Raw genomic sequence first — 16957 nt, 5'->3', positions numbered from 1 at the left:
ACCGGTGTCCACCCCACCCATGGCCTCCATCGCCCGCGCCGCCGCCTGGATGGCCGGCTGGCTGACCCTGATGGTGGTCATCGCGCTGGCCGGCCGCGAGGCGGCGCGCGAGCTGTCGGTGTTCCAGATCATGCTGCTGCGCTCGACGCTGGGCATGGCGATGCTGTGGCCGCTGGTGCGCGCGGCGGGCGGCCTGGCGGCGGTGCGCACCCGGCGGCTGCCGCAGCATGCGCTGCGCAATGCGGTGCACTACGCCGCGCAGTACGGCTGGTTCGTGGCGCTGACGCTGATCCCGCTGGCGCAGGTGGTGTCGATCGAGTTCACGATGCCGATCTGGTCGGCGGCGCTGGCGGTGGCCTTTCTGGGTGAGCGCATGAGCGGCCGCAAGTGGTTCGCCGTGCTGCTGGGGCTGGTGGGGGTGGCGGTGATCGTGCGCCCAGGAGTTGCGTCCGGCGGGGCAGCCGCTGCACAGGATGCCGGGCAGCTCATCGCGCTGGCCTCGGCGCTGGGCTTCGCGGTGTCGGTCGTGCTGGTGAAGTCGCTCACCCGCACCGAGGCGGCGGTGGCCATCAGCTTCTGGATGCTGGTGGTGCAGAGCGCGATCGGGCTGGTGCCGGCGCTGCTGGTGTGGCGCTGGCCATCGGCCACGGTCTGGGCCTGGGTGGCGGTGGTGGCCTTCTGCGGCACCTACTCGCACTACTGCTTCGCCCGGGCGATGCAGCACGCCGACGCCACGGTGGTGGTGCCGATGGACTTCCTGCGCGTGCCGCTGACCGCCCTGGTGGGCTGGCTGGCCTATGCCGAACGGGTGGACCTGTTCACCGCCCTGGGCGTGGGCCTGATCCTGGCAGGCAACCTGCTGAACCTGCTGCGCGCCCCGGTGGCCGCCGCGCCGGCGCGGCCCTGAGGCTCAGGCCGCCGGCCGCTCGACCACGCCCGCCAGCGGCTGGCGCAGCAGCGGGCCGGTGTCGCGCATCACGGATTCGAGCACGCTCTCGAAGCGGGCCACGATGTCGCGCCAATCCAGCGCGCTGGCGGTGGCGCAGGCCTGCCCACCCAGGGCCTGGCAGCGCGCGGCATCGCTGGCCAGGGCCACGGCCTCGCGCACGAAGGCGTCGTTGTCGCCCATTGGCACCAGCACGCCGTTCTCGCCGCTGCTGATCAGCTGGCCGGCACCTGCATGGTGGAAGGCCACCACCGGCAGGCCGCTGGCCATGGCCTCGGTGGTCACGTTGCCGAAGGTCTCGGTCATGCTGGGGAACAGGAAAAGGTCGGCCGAGGCGTAGTGCGCGGCCAAGTCCTCGCCGCTGCGCTGGCCGGCGAAGATGGCGTCGGGGCAGCGCTGCTGCAGCTCGGCCTGCATCGGCCCCTGGCCCACCAGCAGCAGGCGCGCGCCGGGCACGCGCTGGCGGATGGCCTCGAAGGCTTGCGCCAACACGCCCAGGTTCTTCTCGGCCGCCAGGCGGCCGACGCAGGTCACCACCATCTGGCGCGGCTGCACGCCCCACTGGGCACGCAGCTGCGCGCTGCGGCGCAGCGGGTTGAACAGCTGCGTGTCCACACCGCGCGTCACCACCACCAGGCGCTGGAAGCCGGCGGCTGCCAGGTCGCGGCGCAGCGCCTCGGTGGGCACCATGGTGCAGCGCGTGCGGTTATGGAACTTGCGCAGGTAGGCCATGATCGGCTTGTGCAGCCAGCCGATGCCGTAGTGCCGGCTGTAGGCGTGGAAGTTGGTGCGGAAGTCCGAGCTGACCGGCAGCTTCAGGTGCTGCGCGGCCTGCAGGGCCGACCAGCCCAGCGGGCCTTCTGTGGCGATGTGCACCACGTCGGGCCGGCGCGTGGACCACAGCTGCACCAGCGCGCGCTTGCTGGGCACACCCATGCGCAGGTCGGGGTAGCGCGGGATCGGCAAGCCGCGCATCAGCACCTCGTGGAAGCGCGTGCCCTCCTCGGGGGCCTGCGCCTTGTCCTGGCGCGGACGCACCAGCTGCACGTCGTGGTTGCGGCGGTGCAGGCCGTCGACCATGCGCGCGAGCGACATCGCCACGCCGTTCACCTCGGGCGGGTAGGTCTCGGTGACGCAGGCGATGCGCAGGGAGCGCCGCGCCGCCGGGTAGTTGTCGACGACCAGTTGCTGCAGCGCGGAGGGTTCCATGCGTCCAATGTGCGCGTGCTGTGCAACAGGCGCGTGACAGCGTGGCGCGGGCCGTTCGGCAGGCGGGGCGTCACGGCAATTTCATGCAGGCCGGTCACCATCCGGTCACGCTGCCGGGACCGATCCGGCCGCGCGGGTGCCGGCGTGGCGCCGTGGCCGCCTGTTCTTCAACCGATCGTCATCCAACCTCGAGGACTGCCGTGAAGGGTTTCCTGCAACTGCTTGCCACCCAGCGCTGGGACGACCACCGCTACTACCACCAGAGCCGCATCAACCAGACGCTGCACCTGATCAGCGCGATCAGCTTCCTGGTGGCCTATGTCTGGCTGTTCATCGACCCGGCGGTGTCGGCACTGATCGGCTGGTGCATCTCGATGGGCACGCGCCAGTCGGGGCATTTCTTCTTCGAGCCGCGCGGCTTCGACCATGTCAACAACGCCACCGACGCGCACAAGGAAGCCATCAAGGTGGGCTACAACATGCAGCGCAAGACGGTGCTGATCGGCGTGTGGGCCGGCATCCCGGCGGTGCTGTGGTTCTTCCCGTCGCTGGGCGGCCTGATCGAGCCGGCGGTGGGCTTTGCCGGCTTCCTGCATGACCTGGGCTGGGCCTGGCTGATGCTGGGCGTGAGCGGCATGCTGTTCCGTGTGCTGCAGCTGTGGTTGCGCGACGGGCTGGTAGTGGGCCTGGCGTGGATGACCAAGATCCTGACCGACCCGTTCCACGATGTGCTGATGTACTGGAAGTCGCCGTTCTATCTGATGCGGGGGCAGTTGCTGGATCCGATGGAGCATGTGCGGTCGCATTGAGCGCAGGGGCTTGCGCCTGCTTGGCGCGCCTTGAATGCGCATTTGCCTGCTTTGCTTCCGGTTGCCCATGGTTCCTTGCAGCCCGCCGGTCTCGCCCGGCCGGCGAGGTCCTTTCTTGTCGCGACAAGAAAGGACCCAAAGAAACGCTTCCAAACTTTCCGACGAGGCCCTGCTGCTCACCCACCATCGAGACGGGCGCCTCGCCCGCCCGGCGGGCTCGAACAGGCTGCCGGACGAGGGCTTGAAGAAGGACGCGCTGCCACCGATGGCAAGGCCGTCGCATGGCACCGCTCTGGCAGCTGCCTTGCCCTGCCACCGCCTTCTCGCAAGTCTTGATCGGGGGGGCTTGGCCTGGGAATGGCCCAATTCGCTTCCGGCTGGCTATGTTTGAGCCCGCCCGGCGGGCTACAAAGAGAAATGGGCAACCGCCACAAAGGCAACCATCAGAACCTGGCGGCCAGCATCTCCCGCAGGATGCCCCGCCGGATCGCCTTGTTCGTCAGCATCGGGTCATCCCACCACCAGCCGTCTGCGGCCATCTGCTGCGCCGCCGCCACGAAGCGATCGGCCACCGCCTCGAAGTCGGCATCCGAATAGTTCAGGCTGAAGATGAAGCGCCCCGTGCCCACCCAGCTCAAGGCCAGGCCATGCGCACGCAGGTAGAACTGCAGCATCCAGTTGTAGCGCGAGGGCTGGGTGTACAGCACGGTCCAGATGGTCGACAGGTTGGCCACCTGCACCGGCAGCCCGGCGCCGCGCAGGCGCTGGTTCAGCAGCGCGGCGCGGGCGTTCCAGCGCTCGTCCAGCCCCGCGTACAGCGCCAGCACCTCGGGCCGCTCCATGCGGTCGAGAAAGGCCGCCATCGCACCCATCACGTAGGGGTGGGCATTGAAGGTGCCACGCGCAAAGCAGATGTCGGCCGGGCGCTCGTCGCGCCAGCGCTTCATCAGCGCGGCCTTGCCGCACACCACGCCCACCGGCAGGCCACCGCCGAGCGTCTTGCCGTAGGTCACCATGTCGGCGTGCACGCCGAAGTACTGCTGCGCGCCACCCGGCGCCAGGCGGAAGCCCACGAACACCTCGTCGAAGATCAGCACGATGCCGCGCTCGGTGCACACCTGGCGCAACTGCTGCAGCCAGGCGGTGTAGGCGGCGCGGTCGAAATGGGCGTTGCGGCCGCTGTCCACCAGGCTGGTGTCGCCGGGCGCGCCGCTGTTGGGGTGCAGGGCCTGCAACGGATTCACCAGAACGCAGGCGATGTCGCTGCGGGTGCGCAGCACCTGCAGCGTGCGCGCATCCATTTCCTTCAAGGTGTAGGTCTCGCGCGGCGGCAGCGGGTTGCCGGGGCCGGGCTGCACGTCCTCCCACCAGCCATGGTAGGCGCCGCAAAAGCGCACCAGGTACTTCTTTTTCGTGTGGTAGCGCGCCAGGCGCACGGCCTGCATCACGGCCTCGGTGCCCGACATGTGGAACGACACCTCGTCCAGGCCCGAGATCACTTTCAGGCGCCGCACGTTGTCGGCCACGCAGGGGTGGTAGGCGCCCAGCACCGGGCCCAGTTCGGCCACCCGTTCGGCCCCCTCGGCGATGCACTGCTTGTAGGCGTCGTAGCCCAGCAGGTTGACGCCGTACGAGCCGGTCAGGTCGTAGAAGCGGTTGCCGTCCAGGTCTTCCACCGTCACGCCGCTGGAGGCCTGCACGAAGCCGCCCAGCTTCAGGTGCGCGCGCAGGTAGGGGCTGTACTGGAAGGGCACGCGGTAGCTGCCGGTGAACTGCAGGTCGCTGATGCCTTCGCGCGCCTGCGCGGTGAGCGCCGCGCTGCGGGCGTAGCGGCGCGCGTACAGGTCGCACAGCGCGGCAAAGCCGGCGCGGCGGTGGGCCTGCACCTCGGCCGGCGCCTGGTCGGACGCGAAGAAGCGCGCCTCGTCGTAGGCATAGCCCGGAATCAGCGCGGCCACGCGCTTGGCCATGCGCGAGTGCCCGGCCAGCGAGCGGTGCTTGGCGCGCGAGAGTTCCAGCCGGCGCTTGATGCGCGGCAGCGCCAGTCCGAAGGCGCCAAGCGCCGCCAGCGCAGAGATCGTCAGGGTTTCGTCCATGGTGGATGCAGGTGGATGACACCCCGAGAGATACCAAGCCAATGAGTCAAGCCCATGAAAGTCCGCCGATGAAAGCCCACCCCTCGCTGCCGGCCCGCAAGCCCGGCCTGCTGCAGCGCCTGACCCAGCACGAGGACCTGAACTTCCTGCTCACCAACCGCGTGCCGCGCCAGGCGCTCACGCACCTGGTGGGCTGGTACAGCCGCATCCGCAGCCCCTGGCTCACGCGGCTGTCGATCTGGGTGTGGCGCCGCTTCACCGAGCTGGACCTGCGCGAAGCGAAGCAGCAGCAGTTCGACAGCCTGCACGCCTGCTTCACGCGCGAGCTGAAGCCCGGCGCGCGGCATGTGGACGTGCGCGACGACATCTTCGCCAGCCCCTGCGATGCCATCGTGGGCGCCTGCGGGCCGGTGCAGGGCACGCAGGTGTTCCAGGCCAAGGGCTTTCCGTACCAGCTGGGCGAGCTGTTCGGGCCCAGCCAGGACACCACGCCCTTCCACGGCGGGCACTACGTGACGCTGCGCCTCACCTCGGCCATGTACCACCGCTTCCACGCGCCGCACGACGCCACGCTGGAGCATGTCACCTACCTCAGCGGCGACACCTGGAACGTCAACCCGGTCGCGCTGCAGCGGGTGGAGAAGCTCTATTGCCGCAACGAGCGCGCGGTGCTGAACCTGCGGCTGGATCGCGGTGGCCACCGCGTGGCCCTGGTGCCGGTGGCGGCCATTCTGGTGGCCAGCATCCGCCTGCACTGCCTGGACGTGCGCCTGCACCTGCGCTACCGCGGCCCCAACGAGATCGGCTGCCGCGAGCCCTTCGCCAAGGGCCAGGAGATGGGCTGGTTCGAGCATGGCTCGACCATCATCGTGTTCGTGCCGCCGGGCTTCACGCTGGCCGAGGGCGTGGCACCCGGCGCGCGGGTGCGCATGGGCCAGGCGCTGCTGCAGCTGCCGGCCAGCGCCTGAGGGCCCCGCGTGCGGCGTGGGCGGCGTGGGCGGCGTGGGCGGCGTGGGCGACGTGGGCGTCACCGTGCCGTCATCGGTGGCCGCCACCATGCGCGGCCGGCCCCGGCCAGTCCCGGCCAGTCCCGGCCACGTGCCACGCCCGTCACCGCTGCCGCGGGAGCCTCCGTCATGACCCTGTCCGCCCTCGCCACAGCCACGCCCGCGACCGCCCCCGAGACCGCCGCCATCGCCGCGCTGGCCCGCGCACGCCACGCGCTGCAGGTGCGCAGCACGGCGGTGCACCGGCCGGATCCGGCCGCAGGCCTGGCGCAGCTGCAGCGCCGTGCGCCGCACATGCTCGAGCGCATCACCGAGCGCTTCGGCATCTGCCTGGCCGGGCGCAGCTTCGGCCTGTGGGGCGACGAGGCGGCCCAGTGGCTGGTCGATTCACCGCTGGTGGCCGGTCTGCTGCGCCGCGGCGCCACGGTCAGTGCCCACGACCCGCTGGCTCTGCCCGGCGTGCGCAACGCCGGCTGCGCCGGCCTGGGCCTGCACTGGACCGACAGCCCGCTGGCCGTGGCCGAGGGCGCCTCGGCCCTGCTGCTGGCCGGCGACGGCGCGCCGCCGAATGCGGGCGATCTGGCCGCGCTGCGCGGCCTGATGGCCCATCCGGTGCTGCTGGACCTGACCGGCCGCGGCGACGCCTCGCTCAGTGCCGCGCTGGGCTTCGTGCACGTGGGCGTGGCCCGGCCGCGCGCCGACGAGCCCTTCAGCCGGCCGACCGCCCCGCTGGCGCTGCCGGCCTGCCCGCTGCCGGCCTGAGCGCGGGCGGCCCGGGGCCCCGGTCACGCCTGCCGCACCTGCGGCACCTGCGGCACATGCCGAACGGCACGATTGTTGCAGCGCAACATTTCTGCTGCCACGTGCGCGCCGGCTTCATGTTGGCGTCACACTCGCGGCCCATCGTGTTCAGGGTAATCCCTTATCTGAGGTTGGAATGAACAGCGCCTTCCGTCCCCTGGCCGGGCGCCGCGGCCTGATCGTCGGCGTGGCCAACGAGCACAGCATCGCCTGGGGCTGCGCGCGCCGGGCGCACGGGCTGGGCGCCGATCTGGTGCTCAGCTGCCTGAACGCCAAGGCCGCCGCCGTCACCGCGCCACTGGCCCGGCAGGTGGGCGCGCCGCTGCTGACCTGCGACGTCGCCGATGCCGACGCCCTGTCACGCATGGTGGGCGAGGCCGCGCAGCACCTGGGCGGGCTGGACTTCGTGGTGCACTCGATCGCCTGGGCGCCGCACGACGACCTGTTCGGCCGCGTGGCCGACAGCAGCGCCGAGGGCTTTGCCAAGGCCATGCAGATCTCCTGCCATTCGTTCGCCGCGCTGGCGCGGCTGGCCGAGCCGCACATGGCCGCCGGCGGCACGCTGGTGACCATGAGCTACCTGGGCGCCGAGGAGGCCGTGCCGCACTATGGCCTGATGGGCCCGGTGAAGGCCGCGCTGGAGTCGATGGTGCGCTACCTGGCGCTGGAGCTGGGGCCGGCGGGCATCCGCGTGCATGCCGTGTCGCCCGGGCCGGTGCCCACGCGGGCCGCGTCGGGTTTGCCGGATTTCGACCAGCTGATGGCCCAGGCGCGCGCGCAGGCGCCGCTGCGCCGCCTGGTCACGCTCGACGAGATCGGCGACTGCGTGGCCTTTCTGGTGGGCCCCGGCGCCACCGGCATGACCGGCCAGACGCTCTACGTCGATGCCGGCGTGCACGCGGTCCGTTAGACCTGGGGCACCCGGCCCCGCAGGTACGCGGGCCCACCCGCCGGGCGGCCCGACCTGAACGGGTCTTTGACAGTTGCAATTTGGAGTACGCCATGGGCGCCGCCGACGACCTGATCGAGAACCTCACCTTCGACGAGCTGCGCATCGACCAGCGCGCGCAGGCCAGCCGCACGCTGACCATGGCTGACATCCAGGCCTTCGCCCTGGTGTCGGGCGACGTCAACCCCGCCCACGTGGACACCGAGTACGCCGAGGGCACGCGCTTTCACGGCGTCATCGCCCACGGCATGTGGGCCGGCGCGCTGATCTCCAGCCTGCTGGGCACCGAGTTCCCGGGGCCCGGCACCATCTACCTGTCACAGGACCTGCACTTCCACCGCCCGGTGCGCGTGGGCGACACGCTCACCGTGGTGGCCACGGTGCGCGCCAAGGACGCGGCCACGCGCCACGTGACGCTGGCCTGCGAGGTGCTGAACCAGCATGGCGAGGCCGTGGTCACCGGCCAGGCGCTGGTGAAGGCGCCGGCCGCCAAGGTGGTGCGCCCGCGCGTGGCCATGCCCACGCTGCACCTGTTCGATCCCGAGGCCCGCCTGGCCGCCTGGGTGCAGCAGCTGGCCACCGGCCCGCAGCGCGGCGCGGCCGTGCCCTGCGCCGTGGTGCATCCGTGTGACGAGACCTCGCTGCGCGGCGCGCTGGAGGCGGCCGCCCACGGCCTGATCGTGCCGCGCCTGCTGGGCCCGGCGGCACGCCTGCAGGCCCTGGCACAGGCACTGGGCCTGTCGCTGGACGGCGTGGCCATCGACGACATGCCGCACAGCCATGCCGCGGCCGCCCAGGCGGCCGAACTGGCCGCGCGCGGCGAGGTGGCCATGCTGATGAAGGGCAGCCTGCACACCGACGAGCTGATGCATGCCGTGGTGAGCGAGCCGCGCCTGCGCACCGGCCGGCGCCTGAGCCATGTGTTCCGCTTCGAGGTGCCCACCTACGACCGGCCGCTGCTGGTCACCGACGCGGCGATCAACATCGCGCCCACGCTGATGGACAAGGCCGACATCGTGCGCAACGCCATCGACCTGGCCCGCGCGCTGGGCGTGGCGCGCCCCAACGTGGCCGTGCTGTCGGCGGTGGAGGTGGTGACGCCGCGCCTGCAGTCCACGCTGGACGCGGCGGCGCTGTGCAAGATGGCCGACCGCGGCCAGATCAGCGGTGCCGTGCTCGACGGTCCGCTGGCCTTCGACAACGCCATCTCGGCCGAGGCCGCGCGCATGAAGGGCATCGCCTCGCCGGTCTCGGGCGTGGTCGACATCCTGGTGGTGCCCGACCTGGAGAGCGGCAACATGCTGGCCAAGCAGCTCGACTACCTGGCCGGCGCCGCCAGCTGCGGCGTGGTGCTGGGCGCCCGCGTGCCCATCGCGCTGACCAGCCGCGCCGACAGCGCTGCCTCGCGCCTGGCCTCGGCGGCGCTGGCCGCCCTGGTGGCTTGGCGCGCCGGCGACACCACGGCGACAGGCACACCCCCCGCAGCGCCGGAACACGGCGCGTGAGCGTGCCGACCACCCCCGATCGCGAACCCCTGGTGCTGGCGGTGAACGCCGGCTCCTCGTCGCTCAAGTTCGGCCTCTACGCCGCGCAGGGCCCGGCACGCCTGGTGGGCCAGTGCAGCGGCCTGGAGCCCGGCGGCACGCCGCGCTGGCAGACCGATGCCGAACCCGCCGCACCGCTGCCACTGGCTGCCGGCCAGACGCCGTGGGACGCCGCGCTGGGCGCCCTGCTGGCGCTGCTGCACCGCACGCATGTGGGCGAGCGTGAGGCCGGCGCGCCGGGCAGCGCGGGCGCGGGCGCCCTGCTGGCCGTGGCGCACCGCATCGTGCACGGCGGCAGCGTGTGCACGGCGCCGGTGCTGCTGGACGAGGCGCACCTGGCGGCGCTGGCCGAGCTGTCGCCGCTGGCGCCGCTGCACCAGCCGCACAACCTGGCCGGCGTGGCCGCCTTCCGCCGCGCCCTGCCGTCCGTGCCCCAGGTGGGCTGTTTCGACACCGCCTTCCACGCCACCTTGCCGCCGCTGGAGCGGCGCCTGCCGCTGCCCGGCGCGCTGGATGCACAAGGCCTGCGCCGCTACGGCTTCCACGGCCTGTCGTACCAGTACCTGAGCGAGACGCTGGCCGCCCGCACACCCCGCAGCCAGGGCCGCGCGCTGCTGATGCACCTGGGCAGCGGCGCCAGCCTGTGCGCCACGCTGCAGGGCCGCTCGGTGGCCACCACGATGGGCTTCTCGGCGCTGGACGGGCTGATGATGGGCACCCGCTGCGGCAGCCTGGACCCCGGTGTGCTGCTGCACCTGTGGCGTGCCGGCCGCACGCTGGACGAGGTGGAGGCGCTGCTCTACCGCGACAGCGGCCTGAAGGGCGTGTCAGGCCGGTCGGCCGACCTGCGCACGCTGCGCGCCCTGGTGGCGGCCGGTGGCGACGGCGCGGCCGACGCGGCCCTGGCCATCGACCTGTTCACCCACCGCATCGTGCGCGAGGCCGGTGCGCTGGTGGCGCTGATGGGCGGCGTCGACCTGGTGGCCTTCACCGGCGGCATCGGCGAGCACGACGCCGCGCTGCGCGCCGGGCTGGCGCAGCGCCTGGGCTTCCTGGGCCTGCGCATCGACGCGGCGCGCAACCACGCCGCCACGGGCGAGGCCATCGCACCGGTGCATGCCGGCGACAGCACGGCCGAGCTGTGGGTGGTGCCCACCGACGAGGGCCGCGTCGCGGCGCGCTCGGCGTTCAGCCTGCTGAGGGCTTGACCGGCGCCAGCGCCGGCTCGGCCGGACGGGCGGCAGGCAGGGCGGCCTGCACCAGGCGCGGCATCAGCTCGGCGCTGCGGTCGATGATCTCCAGCCGGCCGTCGTGGTGCTCCACCAGGGCGGTCAGGCTCTCCACCCAGTCGCCGTCGTTGCAGTACAGCACGCCGTCGATGCGGCGGATCTCGGCATGGTGGATGTGACCGCACACCACGCCCTGCACGCCGCGCTTGCGCGCCTCGCGCGCCACAGCCTGCTCGAAGTCGCTGATGAAGCTGACCGCGCGCTTGACCTTGAGCTTCAGGTACTTGGACAGGCTCCAGTACGGCAGGCCCAGGCGCGCGCGCGCGCTGTTGAACCAGTGGTTGACCTTGAGCGTGAACTCGTAGGCCGCATCGCCCACATAGGCCAGCCACTTGGCGCACTGGATCACGCCGTCGAACATGTCGCCATGCGTGACCCACAGGCGCTGGCCGTCGGCCGTGACGTGGATGCACTCGTCCATCACGTCCACGCCGCCGAAGTTGTGGGCCACGTACTTGCGCGCGAACTCGTCGTGGTTGCCCGGCACGAAGATCACCCGCGTGCCCTTGCGCGCCTTGCGCAGCAGCTTCTGCACCACGTCGTTGTGGGCCTGCGGCCAGTACCAGCTGCGGCGCAGCTGCCAGCCGTCGATGATGTCGCCCACCAGGTACAGGGTCTGGCACTCGGTGGTGCGCAGGAACTCCAGCAGCGCCTGCGCCTGGCAACCCGGCGTGCCCAGGTGCAGGTCGCTGATCCACACCGTGCGCACGCGCAGGCTGGGTTCGTCCTCGGCGGCCGCAGCCATGGCGGCGGCCTGGGTGTCGGTCAGCATGCGCGCGTGCTCGGGGTGCATGGCCCTGCATGCTCGCGCGCCGGCATGACGCCCGCGTGAATGCGCCGCCGTGGCGGATGGCTCAGTGCCGCTGCGCCGCCGCGCGCAGCGCAGCCAGCCGGGCCAGCAGCGTGGCATCGGCCTCGCGCACGGTGCGCAGCGCGCCGGCATACACCTGCCCGGCGTTGCCATCCAGCGTCAGCACCTCGCCCTCGGCAAAGCCCTGGGCGCCGATCGTCACACGGCGTTGCGCCAGATCGATGTGCAGCGCCTCGCAGCCCACCAGGCACACCTTGCCGAGCTGTCGTGCCACCACCGCGGCGTGCGAGGTGCGCGCGCCACGTTGGGTCAGCAGGCCCTGCGCCACCTCCAGCGCGGCGATGTCGCCGGTCTCGGCCTCGGCGCGCAGCAGCAGCACCGGCACGCCCTGGGCGCTGCGCTGGCGCGCGCAGGCCTCGTCCAGCGCGATCTCGCCGCTGGCCACGCCGGTGCAGGCGCTGGCCGCGCTGGCCAGCGGCCGGGCCGTGCCCGCCGCGCCGGGGCCGCCCTCGTCGCTCAGCACGCGGGCCAGGGCCAGGCTGTCGGCGTCCAGGCCCTCGGTGCGCTGCAGTGCGGTGGCCAGCGGAATGCGGCCGGCGTCGAACAGGTCCAGCGCGATGCGGGCCGCCGCCTTCGGCGTGCGCTTGCCGGCGCGGGTCTGCAGCAGGTAGAGCCGGCCCTCCTCGACGGTGAACTCGAAGTCCTGCATGTCGCCGAACTCGGTCTCCAGCACCTGGGTGGCCTGCAGCAGCTCGGCCCACACCGCCGGGGCCACCTGGGCCAGGGCATCGTGGCCCTGGGCGCTGCGCCGGCCCGACACCACGTCCTCGCCCTGGGCGTTGAAGAGGAAGTCCACCCAGGGCTCGGGCGCGCCGGTGGACGGATGCCGCGTGAAGCCCACGCCCGCGCCCGAGGTGCCACCGGCGTTGCCGAAGACCATGCGCTGCACCGTGACGGCGGTGCCCAGCGTGTCCGGCAGGCCCTGGCTGCGGCGGTAGTGCTGTGCCTTGTCGGCCTGCCACGAGGCGAAGACGGCCTGGATCGCGCCTTCCAGCTGGTCCATCGGGTCCTGCGGGAAGGCCTTGCCGGCCTCGCGCTGCAGCGTGGCCAGGTGGCGCCGCGTGAGTGCGCGCAGCGCCGCGAAGTCCAGCTCGCGCTCGGCCTCGCCGTGGCCCCCGCCAGCGCTGCCGGCGACGGCGGCGAGATCGGCCTCGAACAGCGCGGCGGGCAGGCCCCACACCACCTCGCCCCAGCTGGCCACCAGGCGGCGGTAGGCGTCCCAGGCCAGGCGCGGGTTGCCGGTCTGCCGCACCAGACCCGGCAGCGTGGCGTCGCTCAGGCCGATGTTGAGCAGGGTTTCCATCATCCCCGGCATGGACACCGGTGCGCCCGAGCGCACCGACAGCAGCAGCGGCCGCCGGGCATCGCCGAAGCGCAGGCCGCTGGCCTGCGCCAGGGCGTCGAGTGCGCCCTGCCAGTGCCGGCGCTGCAGCTGCCGCGGCTGCGCACACCAGTCGGTGCCGATGACGAAGGCCGGCGGCACCGGCAGGCCCAGCGCGGCCATGCGGGCCAGGTTGTGGGCCTTGAAGCCGATGGCCTGCGGGCTGGCCACCGGGGCATCGACCGCGGTGCCGCAGCCCAGCAGCCGGGGCGGCGAGTCGGGCGCCGGGGCCGGCGCCGCGGCAGTGGCTGCGGGGCTGGCGCTGCGCTGTGGATCGCGCGCGTTCATGCCGCCACCCCCGCGCGCTGGAAGGCCTGTTCACGCAGTCCGTACACCAGGGCCAGCAGGGCGTCGCTGGCGTGCTCCAGCGCCGCGGCCAGCTCGTTGCCCAGCTGCAGCGACGCGGCGTCGCTCACCTCGCGCGCCAGGCTGCGGCGCGCGCTGCGCAGCAGGGTGTCGCACTGGCGCTCGGCCTGCAGCACGCGCCACGAGGCGGCGAGGAATTCGTCGCGGTCGGTGGCTGCGGCGCCGTCCGCGCCGGCCGGCGCGCCCAGGCTGCGCAGCACGGCCAGCGCCTTGACCTGGTCCTGGGTGGCGCCCAGCACCGCGGCGGCCAGGGCCTGCAGCTCGTCCAGCACCGGTCCGGCCCAGCCCTGGTGGTGCCCCTCGGCCACCACGCCCAGCACGAAGGCCGCTTCCTCCAGCGCATCGGCCACGTCGTCGGAGCGTTCGAGCAGGCGCGCCAGCGGCTGCCACTGCGGCTGGCGCTCGGCCAGCGCGCGGGCCTGCATCACCAGGTGATCGGCCTCGCGTTCCCAGGTCTTGGCGCGTGCCGCCAGCCGGGCCGCGGCAGCCGTGTCGCGGTGCACGCCATGCACCAGGCCGTCGCGCAGCGCCTGGGCCAGGGCATGGCACAGCGCGGCATGCTCCTCCAGCAGGGCCATCTGGCCCAGCCGGCCTTGCAGGCGCTGCGCCAGCAGCCAGCGCGCCTCGTCGGCCACCAGGGCCACGGGCTGCTGGCGCTGCGCGGCCTGCCAGGCCAGGGCCAGCAGGTCGACCAGCCAGTCGCGCGCGGTCTCGGCGCCCATCACCGCGTCGAGGCGGTCGCCCAGGCGGAAGCGGCCCTCGCCCTGCGCGCTCATGGCGTTCCACACCAGGCGTTCGCCGCCGGCCTGCAGCCAGGCCATGTGGCCGCACTCGCGCCGCGCGGCCTCGCGCAGCACGGCCACGGCGCCCTCGGCGTCGACGAAGGCCAGCAGGCGCTTGCGCGCGCGGTTCCAGTCGATCAGGAACACGATGCGCGCGCCGATGCCCTGCAGCTGCTGCTGCAGGCCCGCCTCGTCGCTGGCGCTGAAGCTGGAGGTGCCCAGGTGGTAGGCCTCGCCGCGGTTCAGGCCCTCGGTGCTGCGCTGCTGCACGCTGCTCCACTGCGCGCCCAGCTCGGCCAGCAGCTGCTGGAAGAAGGCGAAGCGCTGGCGGTGCAGGTCGGAGTAGGTGAGCGTGATGCCCAGGCCCTGCACCTGCAGCACCAGCACATGGGCGTCGTTGGTGCCGATGTCGTTCTGGATCAGCAGCCGCTCGCCGTCGCGCGTGGCGGCGGTGTCCAGGCCCGGGTGGTCCAGCTTGAGGGCGCGCGTGCGGTTCAGGCCCTGCATGAAGGCGGCCACGCGGGCGTGGTCGCTGCCGTCGGCCGCCAGGCCCCACACATGGGCGCCCGCCACGGTCTCGGCGGCCAGGCGCGCGGCCAGCTGGTTGAGCGCCTTGTGCAGGTCCATCACCGTCAGGTGCAGGCTGTCGCTGGCGGCATGGCCATGTCCCTCGCGGCAGCCATGGGTCAGGGACTCGAGCAGTCCGCCATCGAGCGCCGGGCCGTCGATCGCCTCCAGCCGCTGCGCCCAGTGCTGCACGCGCTGGCCGAAGGCCGCCTGGCCGTCGGCCGCATCGAGCAGGGGCCGGGCCATGGTGAGCAGATCGTCGTGCAGGCTGCGGGCCAGGCGAGGCAGCTCGGGCAGGTGGACGGCACCGTCGCCGTCCTGCCGGCTGGCGGTGGCGGGCAGCTCTTGCAGCCAGTCGGCCTCGTCGGCGCCGGCGAGGCCGGCCGCGGCGATCTCGTGCCGCAGGTCCAGCGCCTGCCGGCCGGGGTGGGCCGCCTGCGCTGCGGCGACCTGCAGCACGGTGAGGTAAAGCTTGAGCCGGTCGTTCGCGCGCAGCGCGGCGCGCAGGCGGGCGGGTTGCAGCAGCGAGGTCTGCCCCAGCGAGGCGACGGCGTCGGACTTTTCCATGGCGATGGCGATGAACGGACGGGCCCGCGCACCGGTGGGCGCAAGGCGGATGGATGGCTGGCGGATGGTTGGCGGCCAGTGTGGCGGGCCGGCCATGACAGCGCGGTGACGGCGGCCGGCGCGCCCGTGCGGCGCCTGCGGCAGATCAAGCCGGCCTGCGTCACCGCGGCGCTGGGTTCGCATGTTTGCGGCTTGTCAATGGCCTGTCGGGCGAAGCCGGGGCTTTCGCTTGAGCGCGGGACCTCTGGGTAAACTCTGATCCGTGAGCAGTCTTCTTGGAGGCCCCATGCAGTGGCAAGACCATTCCATCGCCCGCCAGATCTTCGCCCAGGCGCCGCTGGGCGAGCCTGTGCGGCTGCCCCAGGCCGGCACCAGCCTTGAGAACCCCTATGTGTTCGATTCGGTGGCGCGCGAGATCAAGTTCGCCGGCAGCGAGTTCGGCGCGCTGGAAGTGATCGAGGAGCGCACGCTGAGTGGCAGCGACGATGCCCTGATCGTCGATTTCGTGTTCCGCCGTCTGGTCTGAGCGCTCTGGCGCCGGCGGGCTCAGGGCCGCCGCAAGACCTGCAGCGTTGCCGCCAGGGCGGCTTCGTACAGTTCGTCCACCGCGATCCGGGGCTTCTGGCTCACGCCGGCAGCCCCGTTTTTCATGCTGCCGTCCAGCCGTGTGGCGGGGATCAGCCGGTCCGTGCCGTCTGCCCCGGTCACCGCCAGGCCGGCCCAGCGGCCTTCGGCATCGAACACCGGGCTGCCCCGTGGCCCGGCCGGCAGTTCGATGCTCAGGGCCCGCGGCGCGGCGGTATCGCCCGACCGTGGCAGCGCGCCGAAGAAGCCCTGCTGCAGCAGCGGCCAGGCTGGCCGCCCGTCACCGGGTGCCTGTTCGAGCACATAGGCCGGACTGCCGGCATAGGGGGGGCGCGGCGCCGTCTCCAGCCCGGTGGCCGGCAGCGCCGTGCGCAGGCGCAGGCGCTGCACACCCGCATCGTCCGGGGCGCCGTCCGCCTCGGCGGCGACGGTGCGGCCCAGGCCGTCGCGCAGCCAGACCCTGTCCGCACCGCGCAGGTGGGCGGCCGCGGCCACGGCGCCGCGTCCGTCCGGCAGCAGCATCGCCGTGCCGACGCAGCGGGCGTCGTCGGGTACGGCCTCGCCCAGGGCATAGGGTCGCGGCAGCCAGGCGTCCAGGGCCGGGCCGGGGCGCGGCCAGGGCTCGGCCAGCCGCAGCTGGGTCTCGTGCAGCGCGGGGTTGCCGGGTGTGCGGGCCAGGGCGTCGGCCAGCACCTGCTGCGCCGCGCGCGCCTGGCCGCCCGCGCGCAGCAGCCAGGCGTACCAGGCCATGCCGGCCGGCCATTCGCGCTGGTGGGCACCGGCGGCATGCGCCGCGAAGGCCAGCGCGCGCCGGTACTCGCCGGCCTGCAGGTCGGCCCGGACCAGGGCCGATTCGGTGTCCGCCGCATGCAGCATCAGCGCGGCGCGTTCAAGCCGTTCGCGTGCCTCGGCGGTCTCACCGGTGCGCAGCAGGGCCTCGGCCTCGTCGAGCAGGGCCTGCCGCAGGCCCCGGGCCTGCGCAGCCTGATCGGCCGGGCCCAGCAGCAGGCGCTGGCGTGCCGCCTCGCTCCAGGCAGGCACCTCGTCGTCGGCGCGGGCCGGCCCGGCCGTCCAGCCGGCCAGCAGCAGAGCGGTCGACAGCGCCAGCGCGCTGGCCCCGGCCGGCCGCCGATGGCCGGCCGGCGGCACCCTGCCCGGCCACACGCGACGCCAGACGATGCGCATCCG

At 73.1% G+C, this 16957-nt stretch carries 14 protein-coding genes; 8 read left to right on the top strand and 6 right to left on the bottom strand.

Annotation, left to right across the window (positions count from 1 at the left end):
- The first annotated feature begins 19 nt into the window (after positions 1–19).
- Positions 20–907, top strand: a complete 888-nt coding sequence (locus AACH10_RS07445; protein ID WP_341409735.1) for a DMT family transporter — start codon at positions 20–22, stop codon at positions 905–907.
- A gap of 3 nt (positions 908–910) precedes the next feature.
- Here the strand turns inward: AACH10_RS07445 and AACH10_RS07440 are convergent, their stop codons facing one another.
- Positions 911–2155 (bottom strand): glycosyltransferase family 4 protein, encoded by a 1245-nt coding sequence (locus AACH10_RS07440; RefSeq protein ID WP_341409734.1) that lies wholly within the window; start codon positions 2153–2155, stop codon positions 911–913.
- A 200-nt stretch (positions 2156–2355) separates the two neighbouring features.
- Here AACH10_RS07440 and AACH10_RS07435 point away from each other — a divergent pair, with 200 nt between their 5' ends.
- Positions 2356–2964 (top strand): hypothetical protein, encoded by a 609-nt coding sequence (locus AACH10_RS07435; RefSeq protein WP_341409733.1) that lies wholly within the window; start codon positions 2356–2358, stop codon positions 2962–2964.
- Between the two features lie 443 nt (positions 2965–3407).
- On the opposite strand, the gene AACH10_RS07430 is transcribed toward AACH10_RS07435, so the two are convergent.
- Positions 3408–5060, bottom strand: a complete 1653-nt coding sequence (locus tag AACH10_RS07430; RefSeq protein ID WP_341409732.1) for an aminotransferase class III-fold pyridoxal phosphate-dependent enzyme — start codon at positions 5058–5060, stop codon at positions 3408–3410.
- 68 nt (positions 5061–5128) lie between these two features.
- Between AACH10_RS07430 and asd the strand changes: the two genes are divergently transcribed.
- From asd to AACH10_RS07405, 5 genes are all read left to right on the top strand, one after another.
- A complete protein-coding gene (gene asd, locus AACH10_RS07425; protein ID WP_341409731.1) occupies positions 5129–6028 on the top strand; it encodes an archaetidylserine decarboxylase in 900 nt (299 codons plus the stop codon).
- Between the two features lie 168 nt (positions 6029–6196).
- Entirely contained in the window at positions 6197–6829 is a 633-nt protein-coding gene (locus tag AACH10_RS07420; RefSeq protein ID WP_341409730.1) for a UDP binding domain-containing protein, read from the top strand.
- A 175-nt stretch (positions 6830–7004) separates the two neighbouring features.
- Positions 7005–7778: an enoyl-ACP reductase FabI gene (gene fabI / locus AACH10_RS07415; protein WP_341409729.1), complete on the top strand. Its 774-nt coding sequence runs from the start codon at positions 7005–7007 to the stop codon at positions 7776–7778.
- 92 nt (positions 7779–7870) lie between these two features.
- Entirely contained in the window at positions 7871–9322 is a 1452-nt protein-coding gene (locus AACH10_RS07410; protein WP_341409728.1) for a bifunctional enoyl-CoA hydratase/phosphate acetyltransferase, read from the top strand.
- Complete coding sequence (locus AACH10_RS07405; protein ID WP_341409727.1) at positions 9319–10569, top strand: acetate/propionate family kinase; 1251 nt, start codon at positions 9319–9321, stop codon at positions 10567–10569. The genes AACH10_RS07410 and AACH10_RS07405 overlap by 4 nt, the downstream gene beginning before the upstream one ends.
- Here the strand turns inward: AACH10_RS07405 and AACH10_RS07400 are convergent.
- The 3 genes from AACH10_RS07400 to AACH10_RS07390 all read right to left on the bottom strand — a co-directional run bounded on the left by AACH10_RS07400 (position 10550) and on the right by AACH10_RS07390 (position 15280).
- On the bottom strand, positions 10550–11443 hold the full coding sequence (locus tag AACH10_RS07400; RefSeq protein ID WP_423228571.1) for a UDP-2,3-diacylglucosamine diphosphatase: 894 nt from the start codon (positions 11441–11443) through the stop codon (positions 10550–10552). The two genes, AACH10_RS07405 and AACH10_RS07400, sit on opposite strands and share 20 nt — an antisense overlap.
- A 61-nt stretch (positions 11444–11504) precedes the next feature.
- Entirely contained in the window at positions 11505–13190 is a 1686-nt protein-coding gene (locus tag AACH10_RS07395) for a PEP/pyruvate-binding domain-containing protein (protein WP_341409726.1), read from the bottom strand.
- A complete protein-coding gene (locus AACH10_RS07390; protein ID WP_341409725.1) occupies positions 13187–15280 on the bottom strand; it encodes a phosphate transport regulator in 2094 nt (697 codons plus the stop codon). Before AACH10_RS07390 ends, AACH10_RS07395 begins: the two co-directional genes overlap by 4 nt.
- Before the next feature lie 190 nt (positions 15281–15470).
- Between AACH10_RS07390 and AACH10_RS07385 the strand changes: the two genes are divergently transcribed.
- On the top strand, positions 15471–15710 hold the full coding sequence (locus tag AACH10_RS07385; protein WP_341409724.1) for a hypothetical protein: 240 nt from the start codon (positions 15471–15473) through the stop codon (positions 15708–15710).
- A gap of 20 nt (positions 15711–15730) precedes the next feature.
- On the opposite strand, the gene AACH10_RS07380 is transcribed toward AACH10_RS07385, so the two are convergent.
- Positions 15731–16954: a hypothetical protein gene (locus tag AACH10_RS07380; RefSeq protein WP_341409723.1), complete on the bottom strand. Its 1224-nt coding sequence runs from the start codon at positions 16952–16954 to the stop codon at positions 15731–15733.
- Positions 16955–16957: the final 3 nt, after the last annotated feature.

The sequence above is a fragment of the Pseudaquabacterium inlustre genome (genome assembly GCF_038066595.1).
Classification (GTDB): Bacteria; Pseudomonadota; Gammaproteobacteria; order Burkholderiales; family Burkholderiaceae_C; genus Pseudaquabacterium; species Pseudaquabacterium inlustre.
This window is presented reverse-complemented; position numbering and strand designations above follow the sequence as displayed.

What these genes read in the sequence shown, in the direction of transcription:
- AACH10_RS07445 (WP_341409735.1), top strand. Translation starts at nt 20, where the DNA reads ATGGCCTCCATCGCCCGCGCCGCCGCCTGGATGGCCGGCTGGCTGACC.
- AACH10_RS07440 (WP_341409734.1), bottom strand. Translation starts at nt 2,155, where the DNA reads ATGGAACCCTCCGCGCTGCAGCAACTGGTCGTCGACAACTACCCGGCG.
- AACH10_RS07430 (WP_341409732.1), bottom strand. Translation starts at nt 5,060, where the DNA reads ATGGACGAAACCCTGACGATCTCTGCGCTGGCGGCGCTTGGCGCCTTC.
- asd (WP_341409731.1), top strand. Translation starts at nt 5,129, where the DNA reads ATGAAAGCCCACCCCTCGCTGCCGGCCCGCAAGCCCGGCCTGCTGCAG.
- AACH10_RS07420 (WP_341409730.1), top strand. Translation starts at nt 6,197, where the DNA reads ATGACCCTGTCCGCCCTCGCCACAGCCACGCCCGCGACCGCCCCCGAG.
- fabI (WP_341409729.1), top strand. Translation starts at nt 7,005, where the DNA reads ATGAACAGCGCCTTCCGTCCCCTGGCCGGGCGCCGCGGCCTGATCGTC.
- AACH10_RS07410 (WP_341409728.1), top strand. Translation starts at nt 7,871, where the DNA reads ATGGGCGCCGCCGACGACCTGATCGAGAACCTCACCTTCGACGAGCTG.
- AACH10_RS07400 (WP_423228571.1), bottom strand. Translation starts at nt 11,443, where the DNA reads ATGCACCCCGAGCACGCGCGCATGCTGACCGACACCCAGGCCGCCGCC.
- AACH10_RS07395 (WP_341409726.1), bottom strand. Translation starts at nt 13,190, where the DNA reads ATGAACGCGCGCGATCCACAGCGCAGCGCCAGCCCCGCAGCCACTGCC.
- AACH10_RS07390 (WP_341409725.1), bottom strand. Translation starts at nt 15,280, where the DNA reads ATGGCCGGCCCGCCACACTGGCCGCCAACCATCCGCCAGCCATCCATC.
- AACH10_RS07385 (WP_341409724.1), top strand. Translation starts at nt 15,471, where the DNA reads ATGCAGTGGCAAGACCATTCCATCGCCCGCCAGATCTTCGCCCAGGCG.
- AACH10_RS07380 (WP_341409723.1), bottom strand. Translation starts at nt 16,954, where the DNA reads ATGCGCATCGTCTGGCGTCGCGTGTGGCCGGGCAGGGTGCCGCCGGCC.